Genomic DNA, 6,846 nt, shown 5'->3' on the forward strand with positions numbered 1-6,846 from the left:
TGTTAACAAAGTGGCGGGAGGCGGCCATATTGCGCAAACATCAGATCCTGATCGTCGAGGACGAACCGGTCACCCGGTCCACCCTGGCCAGCTATCTGCAGGCCCAGGGCTATGAAGTGTACGAGGCGGCCAGCGCCGCGGAAGCCGAGCACCTGCTCGCGGGCGCAGAGATAGACCTGCTGATCGTGGACATCAACCTCGAAGGGAAGGACGGGCTGGAAATCACCCGCGAGCAGCGGGCGAGGTCGGAACTCGGGATCATCCTGCTGACCGGGCGCAGCGATGACGTCGACCGGATCGTCGGACTGGAGCTCGGCGCCGATGATTATGTCTGCAAGCCGTTCAACCGGCGCGAATTGCTCGCCCGGATCAAGAACCTGCTGCGCCGCACCGCCGACATCCGCCGCCTGTCGCGCCGCGCCGTACGCTTCGGCGATTTCACCTTCGACAGCGCCAGCCGTCGTCTGCAGGACGGGACCGGCGACACGGTGCCGCTCACCCGCGCCGAATTCGAGCTGCTGAACACGCTGGTGGTACGTGCCCGCGAGGTATTGAGTCGCGACTACCTGATGGGCTGTGTCACCCACCGGCAATTCGGCACCAATCCGCGCACCGTTGACGTGCTGATCCGTCGGCTGCGCGCCAAGATCGAGGAAGATCCCGCCGCTCCGCGTTTCATCACCACCGTGCATGGCGAGGGATATGTCTTCACTGCGCCGCTGGAATGAGCCCGCGCAGCTGTGTCAGTTCCGCCTGCATCGCCTCGCGGGTCTGGACCGATTGCAGGGCAAATTCACGCAAGCAGCGGATCACCTCCGCATCCTCCCCTGCCCCGGCCGCCCGTTCGATCCGCTGCAAGGTCGCGATCAACTCGCCCAGGCCAACATTTCCCGCGGCGCCCTTCAGCCGATGCGCGAGCCTGCTCACCTCCTGCCAGTCCCGCGCCCGTCCCGCGGCGCGCAGCGCCTCCGCGTCGCGCGCCAGTTGCTGCAGGAACAGATCGCCGATCTCGATCGCCCGCGTCGTCCCGAGATCCGCGGCGTTTTCCGCCAGCGCGCGGCGCAGATCGCCGTTCATCTCGCGCGTGTCCTGCGCCGTCCGGGGCAGGAACACCTCGCGCTTGATCCCCGCCGCCACGGTCTCGATCGCCTGGGCCAGCCTTTCCGGTGAAACCGGCTTGGCCACGAAACAATCCATGCCGGCGTCGAGATGGGCCGAGATCTGTTCGTCCTGCACATGCGCGGAAATGCCGATCACCGGCAGCGCGGCAAGCCGCGGGTCGGCTGACCGGCGCAGCTTCCGGGTCGCGGCGGTGCCGCTCATGCCGGGCAGGTTCACGTCCATCAGGATCACGTCGAAATCCTCGTCTCCGAGCACCGACAGCGCCTCTTCCGCCGAGCCGACACAGCGGCATTCATGGCCCATGCGTTCCAGATAGCCCCGCGCCACCATGCGGTTGATCTCGTTGTCCTCGACAACCAGCGCGCGCAGCGCCCGTTCCGGCTTCGGAAAGCTGAACGGCTCCTCCATATGCGGCAGGTCCGCCGCCGCGCCTTCCTCCAGCGTGACCTGCAGGGTGAATACCGAGCCGACGCCCTTGCTGCTCTCAACCGAGAGCGTACCGCCCATGGCATCGGCAAAACGCTTGCAGATCGCAAGCCCCAGCCCGGTGCCGCCATATTGCCGCGCCGTGGTGCGGTCCTCCTGTTCGAATGCCTCAAAAATGCGTTGCTGTGCCGGGGCTGAAATGCCCACACCGGAATCCTCGACCTCAAAAATCACCTCCCGCCGCTGATCGTCGGCCTGAGTCAGACGCAGCCGCAGGATCACCTCGCCCTGCTCGGTGAATTTCACGGCATTGGACACGAGGTTGAACAGGATCTGACGCAGCTTCCCGGCATCGCCGCGCAGTGCCGGTGGCACGTCGGCGGGCAGATCGAGCAGCAGCTCGATCCCGCGTTCGCGCGCACCGGGGCGCATCAGCGTCACGATTTCCTCGACCAGTTCGCGCAGCGAGAATGTGGTGATCTCCAGCCCCTCCGCGCCGCTTTCGATCTTGGTATAATCGAGTATGCCGTTGAGGATGCGCAGCAGACCCTGGCTCGAGCTGATCGCGGCGTTGAGCCGCCGCGTCTGGGCGCGGCTCAGCCCCTCGCCGAACATGGTGCGCAGCATCCCGAGCACGCCATTCATCGGGGTGCGGATCTCGTGGCTCATCATCGCGAGGAATTCCGATTTGGCGCGGTCCGCGCTCTCGGCCTTGCGGCGCGCGGCATCATGGGCCGCTACCTCGTCGCGCAACTGTTCGGTCTGCTGATTGACCAGAAGTTGCAGGTTGTTGCGGTGTTCGAGCAATTCGCGGGCATTGCGGTCGCGCTCGGCCTCGAGCTGGCGGTTAGAGATGGCCTGCTGGCGAAACACCTCCACCGCCTCTTCCATGCGCGCGATCTCGTCGCGTTTCTGCGGCACGATGCGCCGCGCCAGATCGCCGCTGACCAGGGCGGCCATGGCGCCGGAGAGCCGATCGAGACGCCGGGTGATGTTGCCGCGGATGAAGAACCACAGCACCGCCAGCGACACCGCCAGCGCGATACTGGCCGCAATGCCGTTGCGCAGCTGGGTGCGACGCAATTGCGTGGTGGCCGCCACGCCGGTGGCGATCGCCTGTTCCTGGGCGATGCTGGCCACCCTGCCCGCCTCCTTGCCAAGCTGGATCGCGGCGGATTGCAACTCGGTCTGCTGCGCGGCGATCTCGTCATGAATGCGCAGGATATCGGCGGACAAGGCAAAGATATCGCGCTCGCCCTCCACCAGCGGCAGCAGGACCTGCAGATGCGCCGCCGCCTGTTCGGAACGCCCCGGATCGCGGATCGAAGTCACCCGGCGCGCCACCACGTCGATGCGGTTGTTGAGCATGGCGCGGATTTCCAGCAATTGCGCCAGTGCCGCCGCCTCGGGGATGCGATTGACCAGCAGCCCGATCTCGGCAGTGCGCGAGCGCAGCTCGAACATCAGCCCGAGCTGGAACAGATCGACCTCTATCAGCTTGTCGAGCGTATCGGCGCGGCTGATATCCTCGGTGCTGTAATCATAGAGGCTGGTGATTACCGCGGTGGTGCCCATCTCGGCATTGGCGACCAGCGTATCGGCCATGTCGAGCAGGTCGGTCGCGGCCTCCAGCGCGGCGCGCAGCCGGTCGCGGCGGATCTCGGTCAGCGTGATGCGCTGCTCGACCAGATCATTGAGCCGGAAGGTCCGCGCCTCCACATCCGCCACGGCACCGCGCAGCACGGTGGTATTGCCGATCTCCTCGCTGCCATGGCGTTCCAGCCGCGCGGAAAGCGCCGCCACCTGCTCGGCCAGAAACTGCGCCCGCCCGGCACGCCCCTCCTGCGAGGTCTCCTTGGCCAGTTCCGGGGCGGCGGCAATCACCCTGCCGCTCTCCTCGGTGATGCCGCGGACATGGGCGATGGCGGGGATCGTCTCGTTGGTGATGCGCGACTGGCTTCGCGCGATGTCTCGCAGCTCGATCAGGCCGAAGACCCCGGCAAGCGTCGGCAGCCCGGCGATCACCAGGAACGCCAGGATCAGCCGTCCGCCCAATCCCAATCTTTCGAACATGCGCCAGCTTAAGCGCCAAAGCCGCTGCGGCGCAAACTTGAAACGCGGGCGCCGCCGGGGTCTAATGCGCGAAACCTTCAGGATGGGAAACCGATGCATTATCTCGCCGCGCTGATCTGGCTGGCCCTGAGCCTGCCCGCCTTGGCGCAGAACTGGGCGCTCGAAATGCCCCGCGGCAGCGGAGACGGCGACGCGGTGGCCGAGGCGATCGCCTATCAACCGCTCGGCGCTGCCGCCGAACGCTGGCACATATGCGTCTCCTATCCGCATATGAAGGATGCCTATTGGCTTTCGGTCAATTACGGCATGGTGGAGGAGGCCCGCCGCCTTGGCGTGTCGTTCCGGCTGGTAGAGGCGGGCGGCTATCCCAACCTCGCGCGCCAGATCGAGCAGGTCGAAAGCTGCATCGCTTCGGGGGCCGATGCGCTGATCGTCGGTACCGTCTCCTTTCACGGCCTGTCCGAAACCATACGCCGCATCGCTGAGCAGATCCCGGTGATCGCCGCGGTGAACGACATCGCCGAGGGCGGCATCAGCGCCCGTTCCGCGGTGTCCTGGGAAGAGATGGGCGCCGCCGCGGGACGGATCATCGCAAAGCGGCATCCGGCGGGCGGCGCGCCGGTGCGACTCGCCTGGTTTCCGGGTCCGGAAGGCGCCGGATGGGTGCGTTTCGTGCAGAACGGCTTTCACAAGGCGCTGCGCGGCAGCTCGGCGGAGGTTGTGGTCAGCAAGTTCGGCGATACCGGGCGCGAAATACAGGTGCAGCTGGTCGAGGAAGCGCTCGATGAATTTCCCGATCTCGATTACATCGTCGGCAGCGCCCCGACGGCCGAGGCCGCGGTCTCGGTCCTGCGCGCGCGCGGCCTGGAAGAAGAGATCCAGATCGTCTCGGATTACATGAGCCACGCCGTCTATCGTGGCATCCGGCGCGGTCGCATCCTCGCGGCACCAACGGATTTCCCGATCCTGCAGGGACGGCTGGCCATCGAAATGGCGGTGCGCGCCATCGAGGGCAAGCTCGAGGTCACGCAGGCCGGGCCGAAGATCCAGATCATCACGCGCGACAATGTCGATGCGATCTCCCTTTCGGAAACCCTGGCCCCGGCCGCCTTCGTCCCGGTCTTCGAGACCCATTGAGCCGGTGCGCCGGGGTCAGCCCATGCTGGTACGGTGCCGCCGCGCCTTCGCCCTGTTCGCGTCGCTGCGCCAGCTCCACAATGCGATGACTCCCCAGGTCAGCCCGTAGAGCGCCCCCATGACGAGGATGATACGCCCGTCGATCGGCCCTACGGAGGCGCGCTCGATCAACTGCGCGGCATCGGTGATCGGCGCGGGATGCACGAAGAGCTTGCCCGCATAGGCGACCGACTGGATCAGCAGGATCCAGAAGTAATTGCGCCTGATCCGGCGCCCCAGCGCCACCCAGAGCGAGACGTGATAGACCGGCGACCAGTAATCATCCGCAAGGATCCTCTGCCAGCCATCCTCCATATGCAGATCGCCGTCATGAAGCATCGGCGCGAAGAAATGCACCTCCATCCAGCGGCAGCGCGCCCGCCAGACATTGAAGAAGCGATAGCGCCGCACTTCGAGCATCAGGAAGAATATGATCAGGATGCCGACCAGGATGAGCGGCAGCGGCGAGGCATCGGGCGAGGAAAAGGCAATCGACAGCGCGATGCCCAGCGTTACCACGGCCCAGTTGGTGGTGGTGTCAAGCCGGGTGCGCCAGGTCGTGGCGCGATAGACTTCGCCGCGATAGAGATGGGCGATGGCGCCGATTTCGGCAGCATCGAGGGTCTTGCGCTCGATCGTTCCGCTGTCCGGCATCGCCCGGTCCCGATCCTCCTGTGCAAGGATCGCATGACCGGGGCCGATGTGGCAAGAAAATCAACGCCGAGCCGGGTGCGCGGCGCTCAGCGCAGCCTGGCCAGCAGCTCCATCGAGGGCTCGCCAGTGGCGGGAACGCCGATGCTCGTCTGATAGGCGGCGATCGCCTTGCGGCTGTTGGGTCCGATCACCCCATCCGCCCCGTCGGTGTCAAACCCCCGCGCCGTGAGCTTTTGCTGCAGCGCCTTGCGGTCGTCGATGGTCATGCCGTTGGCATCGGGCGGGAAACCGCCGCGCAGCGGCCCGCCCCCGGCGATCCGGTCGGCGAGATGCCCGACGCCGATCGCGTAATTGTCGGAATTGTTGTAGCGTTTGATGGCGCGGAAATTCGACGTCACGCTGAACCGCGGCCCGCCCGCCTGCGGCTGGAGCGGCGATCCGCCGGAGATGGTTCCTGCCTCGCCTCCCCATTTCAGACCGCGGGTCCAGCCGTTGCGCGACAGATAGGCCGCCGTGGAGGCCAGCGCGTCGGTCGGGTCTTCCGACCAGATGTCGCGCCGTCCGTCGCCGCCAAAATCAACTGCGAAAGCCTGATAGGACGTCGGGATGAACTGGGTATGGCCCATCGCCCCCGCCCAGCTGCCGGTCAGGTTGCGCGCGGCGACATCGCCGTTCTGGAGGATCTTCAGCGCCGCGAGAAGCTGCTTTTCGAAGAACGCGCCCCGGCGTCCGTCGAATGCCAGTGTCGAGGTCGCCGAGATCACCGGCACATCGCCGCGCCGCTCGCCGTAATAGCTCTCCAGCCCCCAGATCGCCGCGACGATCTCCGCGGCGACGCCATAGCGCGCCTCGATCGCGGAGAGCGTGCTGCGATACCGGGCAAAGGCCGCGCGCCCCTTGCTGATGCGTTCCTCGGAAGCGGCAATGGCGAGGTAATCCTCAAGGCTGCGGGTGAATTCGGTCTGGTTGCGGTCGCGCTTCACCACGCCGGGCAGAAAACCGGCATCGGAAAAACCGGCGCTCAGAGTCGCCTGCGTGATCCCCTGCGCAGCCGCACGTGGCCTGAAGGCGCGCACCCAGGCATCATACCCAGCGTTGGGTACCGGGCGCAGATCGGCAGGCAGCCCCCCGGCCGAGCTCAGCGAAGGCGTGCCCGCGCCGGTGCTGCAGGCGCCGAGGCCCAGTGCCGCCAGTCCCAAGGTAAAATTTCTGCGTGATGTGATCATGAAGCCCGCCCGCCCGGTGATTTGTATTGCCTGATGTTAGCGCATGAGAGGCCCCTTGCAAGCGGGGTCTCGATCCCTGTGCGGGTGGCTGCCTAACAGGGTGCTGATTTAGTCGCTGATCCGGAACGCTATCCCTTCAACGGCGCCGGTTCGGGTGATCTTCTCACTT

5 protein-coding genes are annotated in these 6,846 nt (G+C 66.1%); 2 read left to right on the forward strand and 3 right to left on the reverse strand.

The features are described 5' to 3' along the window. The first annotated feature begins 26 nt into the window (after positions 1-26). Entirely contained in the window at positions 27-728 is a 702-nt protein-coding gene (locus tag ACFSUD_RS11995; RefSeq protein ID WP_386374733.1) for a response regulator, read from the forward strand. Here the strand turns inward: ACFSUD_RS11995 and ACFSUD_RS12000 are convergent. Next, the gene (locus tag ACFSUD_RS12000; protein WP_386374709.1) at positions 709-3,621 is read right to left on the reverse strand and encodes an ATP-binding protein; all 2,913 of its coding nucleotides are present in this window, start codon (positions 3,619-3,621) and stop codon (positions 709-711) included. The genes ACFSUD_RS11995 and ACFSUD_RS12000 overlap by 20 nt on opposite strands. Before the next feature lie 93 nt (positions 3,622-3,714). Here ACFSUD_RS12000 and torT point away from each other — a divergent pair, with 93 nt between their 5' ends. Next, positions 3,715-4,758 (forward strand): TMAO reductase system periplasmic protein TorT, encoded by a 1,044-nt coding sequence (gene torT / locus ACFSUD_RS12005; protein WP_386374711.1) that lies wholly within the window; start codon positions 3,715-3,717, stop codon positions 4,756-4,758. Positions 4,759-4,773: 15 nt separating this feature from the next. On the opposite strand, the gene ACFSUD_RS12010 is transcribed toward torT, so the two are convergent. After that, positions 4,774-5,451 (reverse strand): DUF2270 domain-containing protein, encoded by a 678-nt coding sequence (locus ACFSUD_RS12010; RefSeq protein WP_386374713.1) that lies wholly within the window; start codon positions 5,449-5,451, stop codon positions 4,774-4,776. Between the two features lie 86 nt (positions 5,452-5,537). After that, positions 5,538-6,677, reverse strand: a complete 1,140-nt coding sequence (locus tag ACFSUD_RS12015; RefSeq protein WP_386374715.1) for a lytic murein transglycosylase — start codon at positions 6,675-6,677, stop codon at positions 5,538-5,540. Positions 6,678-6,846: the final 169 nt, after the last annotated feature.

The sequence above is a fragment of the Sulfitobacter aestuarii genome (assembly GCF_042685005.1).
GTDB classification, from domain to species: domain Bacteria; phylum Pseudomonadota; class Alphaproteobacteria; order Rhodobacterales; family Rhodobacteraceae; genus Sulfitobacter; species Sulfitobacter aestuarii.

What these genes read in the sequence shown, in the direction of transcription:
- ACFSUD_RS12010 (WP_386374713.1), bottom strand. Translation starts at nt 5,451, where the DNA reads ATGCCGGACAGCGGAACGATCGAGCGCAAGACCCTCGATGCTGCCGAA.
- ACFSUD_RS12015 (WP_386374715.1), bottom strand. Translation starts at nt 6,677, where the DNA reads ATGATCACATCACGCAGAAATTTTACCTTGGGACTGGCGGCACTGGGC.
- torT (WP_386374711.1), top strand. Translation starts at nt 3,715, where the DNA reads ATGCATTATCTCGCCGCGCTGATCTGGCTGGCCCTGAGCCTGCCCGCC.
- ACFSUD_RS12000 (WP_386374709.1), bottom strand. Translation starts at nt 3,621, where the DNA reads ATGTTCGAAAGATTGGGATTGGGCGGACGGCTGATCCTGGCGTTCCTG.